Annotated in this window: 13 protein-coding genes; all 13 read right to left on the reverse strand. The window is 52.7% G+C overall.

The features are described 5' to 3' along the window. Window positions 1–11: 11 nt before the first annotated feature. The 13 genes from infB to frr all read right to left on the reverse strand — a co-directional run bounded on the left by infB (window position 12) and on the right by frr (window position 15,540). Window positions 12–2,387 carry a translation initiation factor IF-2 gene (gene infB / locus FD25_RS10235; RefSeq protein ID WP_057803906.1) on the reverse strand — a complete coding sequence of 792 codons (2,376 nt, stop codon included), beginning with the start codon at window positions 2,385–2,387 and terminating at the stop codon, window positions 12–14. Between the two features lie 44 nt (window positions 2,388–2,431). Then, window positions 2,432–2,737, reverse strand: a complete 306-nt coding sequence (locus FD25_RS10240) for a L7Ae/L30e/S12e/Gadd45 family ribosomal protein (protein WP_057803907.1) — start codon at window positions 2,735–2,737, stop codon at window positions 2,432–2,434. Continuing rightward, window positions 2,730–3,026 (reverse strand): RNase P modulator RnpM, encoded by a 297-nt coding sequence (gene rnpM / locus FD25_RS10245; protein ID WP_057730730.1) that lies wholly within the window; start codon window positions 3,024–3,026, stop codon window positions 2,730–2,732. The genes FD25_RS10240 and rnpM overlap by 8 nt, the downstream gene beginning before the upstream one ends. A 27-nt stretch (window positions 3,027–3,053) precedes the next feature. Beyond that, on the reverse strand, window positions 3,054–4,274 hold the full coding sequence (gene nusA, locus FD25_RS10250; RefSeq protein ID WP_057803909.1) for a transcription termination factor NusA: 1,221 nt from the start codon (window positions 4,272–4,274) through the stop codon (window positions 3,054–3,056). A 21-nt stretch (window positions 4,275–4,295) separates the two neighbouring features. Beyond that, window positions 4,296–4,769 (reverse strand): ribosome maturation factor RimP, encoded by a 474-nt coding sequence (rimP, locus tag FD25_RS10255; protein ID WP_057803911.1) that lies wholly within the window; start codon window positions 4,767–4,769, stop codon window positions 4,296–4,298. A 115-nt stretch (window positions 4,770–4,884) separates the two neighbouring features. Then, window positions 4,885–5,157 (reverse strand): hypothetical protein, encoded by a 273-nt coding sequence (locus FD25_RS10260; RefSeq protein ID WP_057803913.1) that lies wholly within the window; start codon window positions 5,155–5,157, stop codon window positions 4,885–4,887. A 119-nt stretch (window positions 5,158–5,276) separates the two neighbouring features. Further along, a complete protein-coding gene (locus FD25_RS10265; RefSeq protein ID WP_057803915.1) occupies window positions 5,277–9,623 on the reverse strand; it encodes a PolC-type DNA polymerase III in 4,347 nt (1,448 codons plus the stop codon). 73 nt (window positions 9,624–9,696) lie between these two features. Then, window positions 9,697–11,409: a proline--tRNA ligase gene (locus FD25_RS10270; protein ID WP_057803919.1), complete on the reverse strand. Its 1,713-nt coding sequence runs from the start codon at window positions 11,407–11,409 to the stop codon at window positions 9,697–9,699. 28 nt (window positions 11,410–11,437) lie between these two features. Continuing rightward, a complete protein-coding gene (gene rseP, locus FD25_RS10275; protein ID WP_057803921.1) occupies window positions 11,438–12,715 on the reverse strand; it encodes an RIP metalloprotease RseP in 1,278 nt (425 codons plus the stop codon). 129 nt (window positions 12,716–12,844) lie between these two features. Further along, window positions 12,845–13,633 (reverse strand): phosphatidate cytidylyltransferase, encoded by a 789-nt coding sequence (locus tag FD25_RS10280; protein WP_057803923.1) that lies wholly within the window; start codon window positions 13,631–13,633, stop codon window positions 12,845–12,847. Between the two features lie 27 nt (window positions 13,634–13,660). After that, window positions 13,661–14,437 carry an isoprenyl transferase gene (locus tag FD25_RS10285; RefSeq protein WP_057803925.1) on the reverse strand — a complete coding sequence of 259 codons (777 nt, stop codon included), beginning with the start codon at window positions 14,435–14,437 and terminating at the stop codon, window positions 13,661–13,663. A gap of 104 nt (window positions 14,438–14,541) precedes the next feature. Beyond that, the gene (locus tag FD25_RS10290; protein ID WP_057803927.1) at window positions 14,542–14,958 is read right to left on the reverse strand and encodes a hypothetical protein; all 417 of its coding nucleotides are present in this window, start codon (window positions 14,956–14,958) and stop codon (window positions 14,542–14,544) included. Window positions 14,959–14,982: 24 nt separating this feature from the next. After that, window positions 14,983–15,540, reverse strand: a complete 558-nt coding sequence (frr, locus tag FD25_RS10295) for a ribosome recycling factor (protein ID WP_057803929.1) — start codon at window positions 15,538–15,540, stop codon at window positions 14,983–14,985. Window positions 15,541–15,542: the final 2 nt, after the last annotated feature.

Here is a 15,542-nt window from a genome sequence, read left to right on the forward strand (position 1 = left end):
GCCTCCGTTCTTTATTTAACCGGAACTTCCTTCATGACGTAAGCTTCGATCACATCATCAACCTTGATGTCGTTGTAGTTTTCGATGGTTAACCCTAATTCAAAGCCTTGCTTAACTTCCTTGGCATCGTCTTTGAACCGCTTCAAGCTTCCCAACTTACCTTCGTAAATTACGACGCCGTCTCTGATTAACCGGACGTCACTGTCGGACGTAATCTTCCCGTCAGTCACCATCCCACCGGCAATCGTGCCGACCTTGGAGGCGTGGTAGATTTGCCGAATTTCAACTTGTCCGATCACTTGTTCTTCGTAAACCGGTTCCAGCATCCCCTTCATCGCCGCTTCGATTTCATCGATGGCGTTGTAGATGACGTTGTGCAAGCGAATATCAACCTTATCACTATCGGCTTGAGACCGTGCCTGTGGCGTTGGCCGCACGTTGAACCCAATAATGATGGCGTTTGAAGCTTCCGCTAAGGTCACATCACTTTCGTTAATGGCCCCCACGGCGGAGTGGATGATGTTGACCCGTACACCGGAAACATCGATCTTCTGTAAGCTCCCGACTAAGGCTTCGACGGAACCTTGGACGTCGGCCTTAATAATCACGTCAACTTCCTTCATTTCGCCTTCCTTTAAGGAATCAAACAGGTTGTCCAGCGTGACGTGGCTGGTGTTTTGACGTTCCTTCACTAAGGCATCCTTCGCCCGTTCTTCACCGGCAGCTCTGGCCGTCTTTTCGTCGTCAAAGACCACGAAGCGGTCCCCGGCTTCAGGCACGTCGCTCAGCCCAGTGATTTCCACTGGCGTCGATGGTACGGCGTCCTTGATGGCCCGCCCACGTTCGTTGGTCATGGTCCGGACCCGCCCGAAGGTATTGCCGACCACGATTGGGTCACCGACGTGTAAGGTTCCTTGTTGAACCAACAGGGTGGCTACGGAGCCCTTCCCTTGGTCCAAACGTGCTTCAATCACGGAACCGGCCCCGTTTTGATCCGGGTTAGCCTTTAATTCCATCACGTCCGCTTGTAAGAGAATCATGTCGAGTAATTCATCGATGTTCTTGCCAAACTTCGCCGAGATGTTGACGAAGATGGTGTCACCACCCCAGTCTTCAGGAATCAATTCGTATTCCGTTAATTGTTCCATGACGTGGTTCGGGTTCGCACCCGGCTTATCGATCTTGTTGACCGCCACGATGATCGGCGTACCAGCAGCCTTGGCATGGTGAATGGCTTCGATAGTTTGTGGCATCACGCCATCATCAGCCGCAACGACCAAGATGGTAATGTCGGTGATTTCCGCCCCACGGGCCCGCATTTCGGTAAAGGCCGCGTGTCCTGGGGTATCCAAGAAGGTGATCAGCTTGTCATTGTAGTGGACTTGGTACGCCCCAATGGCCTGCGTGATCCCCCCGGCTTCACCCGCGGTAATGTGGGAGTGCCGTAAGTGGTCCAGTAACGTCGTTTTCCCGTGGTCAACGTGTCCCATGATGGTCACAACGGGCGCCCGGGTCACTTGATGGTCCGTGTTGGCCATTTCGGCATCGAAGAACTTATCGATATCAGAAACGTCCACTTGAACCTTTTCTTTGGCTTCAATGCCGTAGTCGGAAGCCAAAATTTCGATGGTGTCCTTATCCAAGGATTGGTTTTGGTTGACCATCACGCCCAACATAAAGAGCTTCTTGACGATTTCAGCAGAAGACCGGTGTAATAACTTCGCCAAGTCTTGGGCGTTCATCCCATCGGTGTAGAGCAAAACATCTGGTAATGCCTTATTCTTCCGTTCTGGTGCGCCCTTGTGTTGGTTCACATCTTTAATCCGTTGATTCTTCTTGTAACGGTTATTGTTGTTATTGTTCCGCCGACGATTGTTCCGGTTATTGCGGTTATTCCGCCCGCCACGGCTGTTGTTTCCGCCACGACGTCCATTATTATTTGTATTATTATTCAAGCTTCCACCAAATCTGCCGGTACCGGAGTTAGACGTCCCGTGTTGCTTTCCGGTCTGGCCGTTATTTTTATTGTGTTGCTGACCCGTTGCCGGCCGCGTTTTCTGCTGAGCAGAATGGTTGGCCGCTGGGGCTGCTGGGGACTGACGGCGGTCCGTGGACCGCGGTGACTGTGCTGCATGTGCTGTGTGACCTGCTGACTGAGCAGAATGCTGGCGCGGTTGCGCTGCCGTTTGCCGAGCGGCTGACCGCGTGGGAGCCGACTTCTGCTGAGCCTTAGGCCGAAAAGCAGCCCGTAATTGACGTTCTTCGTTCTCGCCGAGCGTTGACATATGGTTTTTTACCGGAAAGCCCTTTTCCTCAGCCGTCGCGATAAGTTGTTTACTGGAGACATTAATTTCTTTGGCAAGTTCATAAATGCGCTTTTTCCCCATATCATCACTCTCCTTAATAAATCCGATCACGAGAACGTCACGGATTAGTCAGCAAGTAATTGTTGTAACTTCCGGACAAATCCCGGATCGGTGATGGCAAGGACCGTGCGTGCCGACCCAATGGCCGTACTCAACTGGTCCTTCGTAAACGTTTCATTCAAGGCCACGTGATAGCTGGTGGTTTTATCGCGAAATTGTTTTTGGCTACTAGCCCCCGCGTCATTTGCGAGTAAGACCAGCTTGGCCGAACCATCCCTGACCGCCGCTAGCACGAAGGTTTCCCCGGTAATTAATTTACCGGCGCGCCGTACCAGGCCTAATAGTTGTAACGCCCGCTGGGAATTAGTCATGGTCGAATAGTTCCCGTCGAGCCTGTTGATGATCCACGTAGGCAATCAAATCATCGTAAAATTGGTCGTCGATTTTCACGCCAAAAACGTGATCAAAGGTCCGTTCCTTCTTGGCCCGCTTAGCAACGTCCACGTCTAAGCTAATGTAGGCGCCCCGACCGGATTGTTTCCCCGTCGGATCAAGACTGACTTCTTGGGCTTGGTTACGAACCACGCGAACCAGTTGTTTCTTGGGTGCCATTTCTCCCGTAACGATGTCTTTACGCATCGGGATCTTTCGTTGTTTCATGGCTCCAAAACCTCCTTTAGCCGCGGCCTAGGCCGTTGGCTGATCGTCATCCGACGTCGCCGGTGCATCAGTGGCAGGGGCCTCTGACGTGACGTCTTGGTCCGCTGCCTCAGTCTCAGCAGGCGCGTCACTGGCTGGTGCCTCAGTCGCGGCGAGCGAATCTGCTTTTGGTTCAGCAGCAGGTGTGTCGTTTTGTTCCGCTTCCATTATAGCAGATGCTTCGGATTCTGATTTAATATCAATCTTGTAGCCCGTTAACTTCGCGGCTAACCGCGCGTTTTGGCCCCGTTTCCCGATGGCCAGGGACAATTGATAATCCGGTACCACCACTTCACAGGCGCGTTCGTTGTTCGGGTCAAAAATGACGTCCAATACTTCGGCAGGGTTCAACGCGTTGGCGATGAACTTCGCTTCGTCATCGGTCCATTCCACGATGTCCATGTTTTCGCCACCCAGTTCGTTGACGATGGTTTGGACCCGTTGCCCCCGCGGCCCAACACTGGTCCCCACGGGATCGATGTCGGGGTTGTTCGACCGCACAGCCACCTTGGCCCGGTCACCGGCTTCACGCGCAATGGCCATGATTTCCACGGTCCCGTCGTAAATTTCGGGAACTTCTTGTTCAAACAACCGTTTTAACAGATCCGACGCCGTCCGACTAACGAAGACTTGCGGACCCTTGGTGGCATTTTCCACCCGGGTCACGTAAACCTTGATACGGTCGTGAATCCGGTAGGTTTCGTTAGGCATTTGATCCTGACGACCCATCACGGCTTCGACCTTTCCTAAGCTCACGTAAACGAAGCGGGAGTCTTGGCGTTCCACTTCCCCGGTGACGATTTCGTTTTCGTATTGACTGTATTGGTCGTAAATGATGTTCCGTTCGGCTTCACGAACCCGTTGCATGATGACCTGCTTAGCCGTCTGCGCGGCAATCCGACCAAAGTTCTTGGGCGTCACTTCAAATTTAATGTCGTCGCCGAGTTCGTACCCCTTGTTGATGGCCAGCGCGTCGTCTAAGCTGACTTCCAAGCGAGAGTCGTACACCTGATCCACCACTTTTTTGACGGCGAACACGTGAATGTCCCCCTTGCGTTGGTCAAAGTTGACCTCCACGTTTTGTGCTTGATCGTAGTTACGTTTGTAGGCCGAAACCAACGCGGCTTCGAGGGCTTCAATCACAACTTCTTTTTTGATACCCTTTTCCGTTTCGAGGACGTCTAGGGCGCCCAGTAATTCTTTACTCATGTTGTCTTTCGCTCCTTAACTTTAGAACTTGATGGCTAACCGAGCCTGAGCAATGGCTGACCGGGGAATCTCGAAGGTCTTGAAACGGCCCTTCAGATTTACCTTTAAGTCCAACTGTTCGGCGGTCAACTTTTCCAACGTGCCTTCGTACACCTTACTGTTACCAATCTTTTGGTAAAGGGACACGTGGATGTACTGGCCCACGGCCTTTTCGAAGTCTTCCGGCTTCTTAAGTGGCCGTTCAGCACCGGGGGAAGACACTTCTAAGAAGTAAGCTTGCGGAATCGGATCGGGATCCAAAGTGTCTAATTGTTCGGACAACTCATCGCTGACCAACGCACACTCTTCAATGTTGATTCCACCGGGCTTGTCAATATAGACGCGCAGGTACCAACCCTTACCTTCCTTTACGAATTCCACATCGACCAGTTCGAATTGGTGACGGGCCATGATCGGTTGGACCAAGTTCGTCACGGTCTCGACAACTGTACTCAACTATATTCCGCCTCCTATATTTATCCATTAAAAAGAGTGAGCATGGCTGCTCACTCATTTAAAAACGAGTTTAATTACATTCTTAACTTTACTACAACTACGCCGTAATTGCAACTTACTCGCAGGTTGCCAACACAATGATGAACCCCGCAATGGTAATAAATTCAAAAACCAGGAAATTTAACTGGGTCAACTCGAGCCGTCTCAACCCAAACACCTTCACTAGGGTCAGGATAAAGGCGATGAAAAAGTATGCAATCACCAGAGCTAGAAATGGCGTCGCGACGACACTGGCCATTAAGCCGCAGAACACGTACCCTAACGCAATCAAACAATACCCCGCGAAGAAAAGCCAACCGTCTGGTAACCGAATGAATTGTCGTAACATGGGAAACACCCGCTTTCGTGATCGTCTGTGATTAAGTCCTTAATTTCCTCAAACTCAGTATAGCACGTTTTACGGTTTTTGTAAGCGCTTCCCATGGGGTAAATCCCGCAAATCGGGGGTTACATCAGATCATCGAACAAACTTAGTTGATTCTCGTCGGGCAGACCGGTCAACACGCCGTTTTCGGTCATGAAATCGATCAAGGTCTTGGAGACCTTACCCCGCTTAGCCAAATCTTCCTTCGAGATGAACGGCCGGTCATTTCTAGCGGCCACGATCTGCTTAGCCACGTTCAATCCCAACCCCGGAGCAGCCCGGAACGGCGCAATCAGCGTGTTGCCGTCGATAATCCAGTTCGCCGCGTCGGACTTCTCCAGATCAATCATTTTGAAGTCAAACCCGCGTTCCAACATTTCGTTGGCCAGTTCCAAGACCGTTAGCAGGTTCTTGTCCTTGGCCGAAGCGTCCATCCCCTGGTCGTTAATGGCCTTCATCGCGGCTTTAACCGCCGTCTTTCCCTGCGACATGGCTACAACGTCAAAGTCGTCGGCCCGCACGGAGAAGTAGGCGGCGTAATAAATAATCGGGAAATAGACCTTGAAGTACGCCACCCGTAAGGCCATCAGGACGTAAGCCGCCGCATGGGCCCGGGGGAACATGTACTTGATCTTCAAACAAGAGTCGATGTACCACTGAGGGACGTCGGTCTCGCGCATCTTATCCTGCCACTCGTCCTTGATTCCACGACCGTGCCGCACCTGTTCCATGATCTGGAAGGAGGTTTCGGAATCCAGTCCATAGTTGATTAAGTCGGTCATGATGTTATCCCGACACCCAATCACGTTGGCGATGGTGGCGGTCCCGTTTTTGATCAGTTCGTCAGCGTTGCCTAACCACACGTCAGTCCCGTGAGACAACCCGGAAATCTGAAGTAGCTGGGAATAGTTTTGCGGGTGGGTCTGTTCGAGCATCCCCCGCACAAAACGGGTCCCAAATTCGGGCACGCCCAGCGTCCCGGTCTTGGATTGAATCTGTTCCGGCGTGACGCCCAGTGAATCGGTCCCGGAGAATAACTTCATGACCCCCGGATCGTCCATCGGAATGGTCGTCGGATCGACCCCGGATAAGTCTTGGAGCGTCCGGATCATGGTCGGATCATCGTGCCCCAGGATATCAATTTTCAAAATGTTATCGTGAATCGAATGGAAATCAAAGTGGGTCGTTTGCCAAGCGGCGTTCTGGTCGTCGGCCGGGTACTGGATCGGCGTAAAGTCGTAGATGTCCATGTAGTCCGGCACAACGATGATTCCCGCCGGGTGTTGACCGGTCGTTCGCTTGACACCAGTCGCGCCCTTAGCCAAGCGGTCAATTTCGGCGCCTCTGAAGGTCTGCTCGGTATCCCGTTCATAAGCCTTGACGTACCCGTAAGCCGTTTTGTCGGCCACGGTACCAATCGTGCCGGCCCGGTACACGTTCTTCTCGCCGAACAATACTTTGGTGTAGTTGTGAGCGATCGGTTGGTAGTCCCCGGAGAAGTTTAAATCGATATCGGGCACCTTGTTTCCCTTGAAACCCAAGAAGGTTTCGAACGGAATGTTATGCCCGTCGCCAATCATCAGGGTGCCACATTTAGGGCACTTCTTTTCGGGCAAATCGTAGCCGGAGCTATATTCCCCCTTGGTGTAGAAGTGCGAATACTGACAGTTTGGGCAACGATAGTGTGGTGGCAAGGGATTAACTTCGGTGATCCCGGTCAGCGTGGCGACCACACTGGACCCGACGGACCCCCGGGACCCAACCAAGTACCCATCCTTGTTGGACTTAGCTACCAGCCGTTGGGCAATCAAGTAAATCACGGAGAACCCGTTCCCAATGATCGACTTCAGTTCCCGGTCGACCCGGTGCTGCACCAATTCGGGCAACGGATCACCGTACCACGCGTGGGCCGTGGTCATGGTCCGTTCCCGAATTTCGTCCTCGGCCCCTTCCATGCGCGGCGTATACAGCTTGTCCTTTAAGGGATGCACCTCGTCAATCTCGTCGGCAATCTTGTGGGTGTTGGTCACCACGATTTCTTGGGCCGTTTCCGCTCCTAAAAAGGCAAACTGGTCCAGCATCTCGTTGGTGGTCAAAAATGGGACGGGCGGCAGTTCCTGCCGATTCAGTGGGTTAGCCCCACCCTGGGAATGAATTAAAATTTTACGATAAATCGCATCGTTAGGGTTCAAATAGTGCACGTCCCCGGTCGCCACGACCGGTTTGTTCAAGTCATGCCCCAAGTCCACGATATTTTTGATGATTTCGTGGAGGTGTTTTTCATCGGCAATCAACCCCGAATCCAACAACGGCTGGTAGGCCTGCGGCGGTTGAACTTCCAGGTAGTCGTAGTACTTGGCCTTAGCCTCGGCCTCGACCTTCCCCTTTTGCATCATGGCGGTGAAGACTTCCCCCGACGAACAGGCGGACCCGACAATCAGGCCCTCCCGGTACTCTTCTAAAACACTCCGGGGAACCCGCGGAACCCGGTAGAAGTACTTCACGTTCGACTCGGACACTAACTTAAACATGTTTTTTAACCCGTCTTGCGTCTGCGCCAGGATAATGGCGTGATTTGGCCGGGCGTGCTTGTAAGCGTCGTTATCGGTCATGTGGTCGTTCAACTGGTCGTGGAACTGCACGTGATAACGTTCCTCGGCATCCTTTAAGAACAGGTAGTTCAAGTGACCGGTCGATTCCGCATCGTAGACGGCCCGGTGATGGTGTTCCAGGCTCACGTGGAACCGCTTAGCTAACGTGTTCAACCGGTAACTCTTTAACGTCGGGTACAACCAACGGGCTAGCGTCAAGGTATCGATGATCGGATTAGCGATTTCGGTCATTCCGTGACGCTTGTAGCCGGTGTTCATGAAGCCCACGTCAAACGTGACGTTGTGTCCCACGATGATGGCGTCACCGCAGAACTCGCGGAAAGCCTTAAAGACTTCCTCTTCGCTCTTAGAACCGGCCACCATGTCGTCGGTGATACTAGTCAGGTTCGTGGTCTGTTCGGACAACGGAAACCCGGGATCGATAAATTCTTCGAACTGGTCGATCACGTTCTTATGCTCCATCTTAACCGCCGACAATTCGATCACCTTATCGTAGATGGCCGACAACCCGGTGGTTTCCACGTCAAAGACCACGTAGGTCGCGCCGTCTAGCGGCACGTGCGCACTGTTGTACCCAATTGGCACCCCGTCGTCCACCAGGTTAGCCTCGACGCCGTAAAGCATCTTGACGCCGGCCTTAGCTCCCGCGTTAAAAGCCGCGGGAAAGCCTTGCACGTCGGCGTGGTCCGTAATGGCTAACGCCGGCATGCCCCATTTCTTGGCCTGGGACACGAAGTCACCGATTGGGTTGGTCGCGTCCATTTGACTCATGGTGGTGTGCAGGTGCAGTTCGACCCGTTTCTGATCGGCCGGTGCCGTATCCTGGCGAGTGGCGTGCTTAACCTGGTTGATGTCATAGGCGTTGAGGGCCAGATCGCGCATGAAGCTGTCTTCCTGCACGCTGCCGCGAACCTTGACCCAACTGCCCTCTTCCACGCCGGCAAATTGGGCCTCGTCTTCGGCCCCCCTGGAGAACTTCTTGACCACGATGGAGGACGTATAATCGGTAATCTTTAGGGTCAACAATTGCCGCCCCGACCGGAGCTTCCGAATTTCCTTGTCAAAGACGTAGCCTTCCACCACGACCGACCGTTCCTCTTGGGTGATGTCGACCATGCGGGTGATCGGTTGATCGCCCTTAATGGCCTTCCCAATCTGGGTTGGCCCACTCGCCGGTTGAACCTCGCCACTAGCCTGCTGGCTCTGGCGTTTCTGGTTAGCCTTTTCGATGGCTGCCGCGGCCTGCTGGGCCAACTGTGCATCGGTCTTTTCCCGTTGGGCCTTAAATTCGTCGATCTTGGCCTGCGACTTAGATTCGTCGACCATGACCTGAATGTTAAACTTCGGGAACCCAGCCTGGCGATAGGCGTCTTCCAACGGTCCCAACGCCTGGTTTTGTAAAAAGTCCTTGATAACCTCATTTTGCGCGTAGAGCAATACCCGTTGATCAGTATCGAGTTCCGGCACCTGGGACTGGCGTAACTCTTGTACCAAATTATTGGTCAACCCACTATTTTGAACCACCCATAACCAGTAGTCGCCCAACAGTCGGTTCGTCAGTTCCGGGTTAGTGGTCTGAAACGAAGCCGAAACCGTCGCAATCTCGTGAAAGGCCAATTGCAGGTGTTGTTGGAAGGTGGCAAACGTTTGGTACGGCAGGATTTCCGGCAATTGGAGCTGAAAATGCCACCGCCGTGATTGTTCGTGTACGGTCAACCGTTCGAGGGTGGCCGCCTTAAAGTTCTCTTGGTCAGCCAGCTGGCTGAGATCTAATTGTTGTAGTAGCTTTTCAAATAAGCTATGACGATCTTCGTCCACGAGGAATCCCCTTTCTCATCTACTTCCCGTCGAAAAAAGACCAGCCTAATCGCCGGTCTTTTCGTGGTGCTAACTAGTCGTTGTCCTTAAATAGGATCTCGATGGTGCTGGCCACCTCGTCCTTAATAACTTCGACCGTTTCACCGGTTTTACGAATCTTGATTTCAACGATGCCTTCGCCGGCCTTCTTACCGACCGTGATCCGGGCTGGAATCCCAATCAGATCGGAATCCGCAAACTTCACACCCGGCCGTTCCTTCCGGTCATCGGTTAAGACGCGATACCCAGCAGCGGTTAGTTGCTGTTCCAATTCGTCCGTTAAGTCCGCTTGATCGGCCTTCTTCAAGTTGACCGGAATCAAGTGAATGTCGTACGGGGCGATATTCCGCGGCCAAACCAGACCGTGTTCGTCGGCGTTTTGTTCGGCGACTGCGGACAGCAAACGGCTGACTCCAATCCCGTAAGATCCCATGACAACGGGCTTTTGGCGACCGCCCTCGTCTAAGACCGTTGCCCCTAAGGCGTCGGAATAACGCGTCCCCAGCTTAAAGATGTGGCCGATTTCAATTCCCTTGGTAAACTTCAAAACGCCCGCCCCGTCGGGAGACAAGTCCCCGGCCTGAACGTTTCGTAAGTCCGTATAAGCGTCAACCCGGAAGTCCCGATCCACGTTGGCGTTCAGGTAGTGGTGGCCGTCTTCGTTCGCACCCACGGCCACGTTGGTCATGTCACTCACGTATTGGTCAGCCAAGATCTTAACGTCGTCACTAACCCCCACTGGTCCTAAGGAACCGAAGTTAGCACCGAGATACTTCTGGGCGTCTTCGGCCGTGGCCGGATCCAAGAAGTCGGCATCCAAATAATTCTTCAGCTTGACTTCGTTGACTTCGTGGTCCCCCCGAACCAGCACCAAGACGGGTTGGTCCTTATCGGCCATGTAGAACATGGTCTTAACCAGTTCGCTGGACTTAACCTTCAAGAAGTCGGCCAGTTCATCGATACTGTGAACCCCCGGCGTCTCGATCTTCTTCAGGTCTTCCAGTGGGGCGTGGGATTTCTTACTGATAAATAGGCTCTTCGCCATTTCCAGGTTAGCCGCGTAGTCGGAAGCATCGGAATAGACAATGGTGTCTTCGCCGACCGGCGCAATGGCGGAGAATTCCTTAGAATCACTCCCGCCCATGGCCCCGCCGTCGCCGACGATGGCCCGGTAGTTCAACCCAACCCGGTCAAAGATCCGTTCGTAAGCCGTTTCCATCTGACCGTAGATTCGGTCCAGGTCTTCATCGTTTAACGTGAAGGAGTAGGCGTCCTTCATGATAAATTCCCGGCCCCGTAAGAGCCCGTAGCGGGGGCGATCTTCGTCACGGTACTTGGGTTGGATTTGGTACATGACCAAAGGCAATCGCTTATACGACTTCACGGCATCGCGCACCAGCATGGTGTAAGTTTCTTCATGGGTGGGGCCTAAGATAAAGTCGCTATCGTGGCGGTTCTTGAACTTAAACAGGTTCGGCCCGTAAGTGTCGTACCGACCAGATTCCTTCCACAAAGAGGCGGGTAAGACCGCTGGCATCAACGTTTCTACGGCGTCGATCTTATCCATTTCCTCCCGAATGATTGTTTCGATGTTGGTCAAGACCCGGAAGGCCAGCGGCAGATAAGCGTACATCCCCGCCGTTACCTGCCGAATATAACCGGCCCGCAACATCATCTGATGACTGAGAGCTTCTGCATCATTCGGCACCTCTTTCAAGGTTGGAATGAGTAGTTTTGATTGCTTCATAATCCAATATTCCCTTCTCGTAACGTAATTACCGAATAAAGTAGCGTTCGATATCGTTCCAGGTTACCAGTAGCATCAGGAGGACCAAAAAGGCCACCCCCACCAAGGTAATCCCCGCTTCCACGTTTTCCGACAGTGGCTTACGGCGAACGGCTTCAATTAGGTTTAATAATATTTTACCACCATCTAAGGCCGGAATTGGTAATAAATTGACGATGGCCAGGTTCAAGGATAGAAAGGCTAGGAAGTTTAAGATGCCGACTAACCCGAACTGAGTCGCCTGCGAGGTCGTGGCAAAGATGGCGACCGGCCCGCCTAAGTCGTTTAAGCTAAAGTGACCGGAGACCATGTGCCACAGCGCCCCAAAGAGTAACTTAGTCATGGTCCAGGTTTGCGTAAAGCCGGACATTAGGATGGCCCCGACGTTTTTATCCTTGGCCTGGGTAATGCCGATCATCCCCACCGTCTTACCGTTGGACTTTTCGCCCTTGGGTGTGACCGTCAACTTCTGCGTCTTCCCGGCACGTTGGATGGTCAACGTGGTCTTTTTATTGGCTTGTGGCTGAATGGCCTGACTCAAGGCCGTCCAGTCCTTAGTTGCCTTACCGTTGACGGCCACGATCTTATCGTTGGTTTTGACCCCCGCCGTCTGTGCGACCGACACCGGTGAACTGGCGACCTGAACCTGATTGGTTCCCGTGGCCACCCCACCTTGCGCGATGGACATCAACATGAAGGTCACAATGGCCAGTAGAACGTTATTCATGGGCCCGGCAAAGTTAGTCATCAACCGGCGACCTAACGTGGCAGACGGAAATTGCACGTCCTTAGGCGCAATCCGTAATTCGGTCCCGTCCGCCTCGATAATCGTGGCGTCGTGGTCGACCGCGTAGCGTTTAACGGCGGATTCGTCACCGTTCTCGTACCCTTCGATCCATAACTCGTTTTCCAGATCCGTCGCCGTCACTTCCAGCGGAATCCCGTTGAACAGCGTCGACTTCTTACTGGTATTGATCCGTTCCACCTTATCGTGAGCCCCGATAAACAGGCTCACCGGTGTCCCGGGTTTTAATTCTTCCTCGTCATCTTCGGCCCCGGCCATGCGCACATAGCCCCCCACGGGTAAAAGCCGCAAGGTGTAGGTCGTGCCATCCTTCCCACGATGGTACACCAGCTTAGGCCCCATCCCGATGGAGAATTCGCGGACCAGAATTCCGCCGCGTTTGGCAAAATAAAAGTGACCGAATTCGTGTACAATCACCAGGATGCCGAAGACAATGATAAAGGTAATAATCGTTTTAATCACAGATTTCGTCCCTTCCTCAGTTCGTGGTCTTAGTCGTGCGGTGGCCCAGTCGTCAGACACCGCAACGCTTCATTTGCTGTGTCTTAGCATACCCTAGCCCCGTGACCGGTGCAAGCGAACGCCCTAAGATTAAATCAGGCCAAAGAGGTGAATTACGGGCAGTACTAACAGTAAACTATCAAACCGGTCTAAAATACCGCCGTGCCCCGGTAAGATCCGGCCGGAGTCCTTCACCCCGTAGTACCGTTTCAACGCCGATTCGACGAGATCGCCGAATTGACCCACGATGGAGAAGATCAACGTTAACAGGACCATCGTTAAGAGGCTGTAGTGGCCAAACGGGAAGAAGTACCAGAAGACAGATACTAGGATGGTGGCCACCGCTGTGCCCCCGACGGACCCTTCCCAGGTCTTATTCGGGCTAATGTGCGGCGCTAACTTGTGCCGGCCCAATTTCCGACCGATCATGTAGGCCCCAGAGTCGGTCACCCACACGATAAATAAGGCGTACAGTAACGCCACTAGGCTAATGGCCCGTGCGGCAATGAAGAAATGAAAGCCAATTCCCACGTACAACATGCTCAGGGTAATGACCCCAGCATCGTCAAAGGAAAACCGGTTCCGCGACACAACCGTCCGCAAAAGTAGTAACAGAACGAATAAGTAAACGATGTACCACGGGCTCAAGTGACCGGGGAGATCTCCCCACCACGAACCGGGCGCAATCACCGCCAAGATTCCTAACCCCGAAATGATGGCCTCCGGACTCACCAAGAGTTTCTTGCGCATCACTAGAATTTCCGATAACGCCACTAATCCTAAGGCAAAGGCCGCAATGTCGACCCAAATTCCCCCGGCAATGATGATGGGAATAAAAATAATTAACGCAACCACTGCCGTAATAACCCGCTGTTTCATATCTTACGCTCCTCAATCACAAAAGATTTAATTGGTCAGCCCGCCGAAACGACGGTGCCGTTGTTGATATTGATAGATGGCTTGTTCCAAGGTGGTTTGATCGAAGTCGGGCCAGTGCAAGTCCATAAAGACAAACTCACTGTAGGCCACCTGCCATAGCATGAAGTTCGATAAGCGTTCTTCACCACTGGTCCGAATCAACAGGTCCGGGTCCTGTAGGTCGCCTAAGTCACTGGTCATGAGCTGTTGCCCCAGCCGGGCCTCATCAATGGCCGTAGGATCCAGTTGGCCCGCCTGAACCTGCTGAGCAAGGGATTGCACAGCCGTCACGATTTCGGCTCTGCCCCCGTAGTTCAACGCAAAGTTCAATACCATGCCAGTACAGTCCTTGGTATCTTCAATGGCATCGTGCACGGCCTTTTGGGTCGCCGCCGGGAGTTGATCCGTGTACCCCATGACCTTCACCCGAATGTTATTTTTAACTAAATCGGGCACGAACGTTCCGAAAAAGTCGACGGGTAACTTCATCAAGTAGTTGACTTCCGCCGTGGGTCGTTTCCAGTTTTCGGTCGAAAATGCGTAGAGGGTTAACACCTTAACGCCCAAGTGACTGGCCGCCTTAGCAACCGTTTTGACCGTATTCATCCCTTGCTTATGTCCCGCAATGCGCGGTAAGTGCCGTTGTTGTGCCCAGCGACCATTACCATCCATGATGATGGCGATGTGGGCGGGAATGTTTTGCTCGTCGAGTTGTAATTCGGCCACTTCACCGGTCTGTTGATCCTTATTTAAAAATGAAAACACAGTGCACCTCCATTGCTCTTCTTACAACCTCTCATCTTAACAAAAAAAGGGCTGGGATACTATCCCAGCCCCCAAATTGAGCGAAAACTTTAGCTTTTAGTCGACTACTCGATTAACCGCCATTCACCGCGTTTCGCATCGACCAACGTGCCAAAATAGCTCAGCAGGTGGTTCGCGTCATCCGCGCTGACTTGCCCGAGCATGTTCAGGCCTTCCCCCGTAGGAATTGGGTCAGATAAGTCGGTAATTTCGTTGTCGTTTTCAATTTTAGCCTTCGAGAAAGCCACAATCCAATCGTCGCCAATCAACTGCGTCACAATGAAGAACAGGTTAAAATCATCACTAACGAAAGCCGGCTGGGCGTAAACGCCGTCTTGAATCTGTTCCAATTCTGCCCCATTATAGTTTAGAACTGAAACGTTTTCTGCGTTGACCGGGTTGTTTAACCGGAAAACCATCTTCCCAAATTCCTTAGAACCCGGGGTAATTTCAACGTCATCTTGTTGGTTATCTTCTGCCATCATTCAACACTCCTTACTTAATGCTTAGTCCGTCAAGACTTCCTTTTCCTTGTCCGCCGTAATGGCGTCCACACCCTTGATGGCCTTGTCCGTTTCCTTTTGGACTTGGTCTTCTAGGTTATGCAGTTGGTCGTCGGTGTAATCGCCCGCCTTGTGGCCCTTCTTCAGGCCATCCATGGCTTCGCGGCGAACGTTACGCACCGCCACCTTGCCTTCTTCGGCCGTCGCCTTAACTTGCTTAGCGATTTCCTTGCGGCGTTCCTCGGTCAATTGGGGAACCACTAACCGAAGCGCGGTCCCGTCGTTGGCTGGTGTAATGCCGACGTCGGATTCCAGAATCCCCTTTTCAACGTCGTCTAACGCCGACTTGTCAAAGGGCGTCACCATTAAGACTCGTGGTTCGGGAATCGTAATCGACGCCACCTGGTTGAGGGGCGTTGGTTGACCGTAGTAGTCCACCATAACCCGGGTCAAAATACTAGCGTTGGCCCGGCCGGCCCGAATCGTTCCCAATTCACGCTTTAAGGCGTCTTCTGCTTTTTTCATTTTGCTTGCTGCCGTGGTAATTATTTGATCTGCCATCT

This window comes from Levilactobacillus acidifarinae DSM 19394 = JCM 15949 (genome assembly GCF_001434835.1).
GTDB classification, from domain to species: Bacteria; Bacillota; Bacilli; order Lactobacillales; family Lactobacillaceae; genus Levilactobacillus; species Levilactobacillus acidifarinae.

Coding starts and splice junctions, on each gene's coding strand:
- infB (WP_057803906.1), bottom strand. CDS start 2,387: ATGGGGAAAAAGCGCATTTATGAACTTGCCAAAGAAATTAATGTCTCC.
- FD25_RS10240 (WP_057803907.1), bottom strand. CDS start 2,737: ATGACTAATTCCCAGCGGGCGTTACAACTATTAGGCCTGGTACGGCGC.
- rnpM (WP_057730730.1), bottom strand. CDS start 3,026: ATGAAACAACGAAAGATCCCGATGCGTAAAGACATCGTTACGGGAGAA.
- nusA (WP_057803909.1), bottom strand. CDS start 4,274: ATGAGTAAAGAATTACTGGGCGCCCTAGACGTCCTCGAAACGGAAAAG.
- FD25_RS10260 (WP_057803913.1), bottom strand. CDS start 5,157: ATGTTACGACAATTCATTCGGTTACCAGACGGTTGGCTTTTCTTCGCG.
- FD25_RS10270 (WP_057803919.1), bottom strand. CDS start 11,409: ATGAAGCAATCAAAACTACTCATTCCAACCTTGAAAGAGGTGCCGAAT.
- FD25_RS10280 (WP_057803923.1), bottom strand. CDS start 13,633: ATGAAACAGCGGGTTATTACGGCAGTGGTTGCGTTAATTATTTTTATT.
- FD25_RS10290 (WP_057803927.1), bottom strand. CDS start 14,958: ATGGCAGAAGATAACCAACAAGATGACGTTGAAATTACCCCGGGTTCT.
- frr (WP_057803929.1), bottom strand. CDS start 15,540: ATGGCAGATCAAATAATTACCACGGCAGCAAGCAAAATGAAAAAAGCA.